Consider the following 315-nt stretch of genomic DNA (forward strand, 5'->3'; position numbering starts at 1 on the left):
GGCTATTATGCGTACAGATAAAGTTGAGCCGAACCTCCTCTCCGGCCCGAATCTTCCGAAGAATATATTCAACCATTGACTCAATGACAGGCATTCGTTCAGATGGTATCCTATTTATTGGGAGACTTTCAATGGTCTTTTGGAGGTCGGGATAAAAAGAATTTTTCATTTTGGTTTTGGTCAAGATTTAGCAGCAACCTGAGTTTGGGGTACAGCAACCGGCTGAAGCAGTTTGCATACTGGAAAGGCGTAATTTTGGCTTCTCTGCAGGAATCTCACATTTATCCTTGGCAAGGCAATCCGTCATTTTCTTGG

The 315-nt window shown here is 43.2% G+C and carries 1 protein-coding gene; it reads right to left on the reverse strand.

Annotated features, from left to right (window positions below; all coding sequences use genetic code 11):
• Positions 1-187: 187 nt before the first annotated feature.
• Positions 188-307 carry a DUF6428 family protein gene (locus tag ACNKXV_RS13985; RefSeq protein ID WP_417908330.1) on the reverse strand — a complete coding sequence of 40 codons (120 nt, stop codon included), beginning with the start codon at positions 305-307 and terminating at the stop codon, positions 188-190.
• Positions 308-315: the final 8 nt, after the last annotated feature.

The sequence above is a fragment of the Christiangramia aquimixticola genome, assembly GCF_048285835.1.
In the GTDB taxonomy this organism is placed as follows: Bacteria; Bacteroidota; Bacteroidia; order Flavobacteriales; family Flavobacteriaceae; genus Christiangramia; species Christiangramia aquimixticola.

Coding starts and splice junctions, on each gene's coding strand:
- ACNKXV_RS13985 (WP_417908330.1), bottom strand. CDS start 307: ATGACGGATTGCCTTGCCAAGGATAAATGTGAGATTCCTGCAGAGAAG.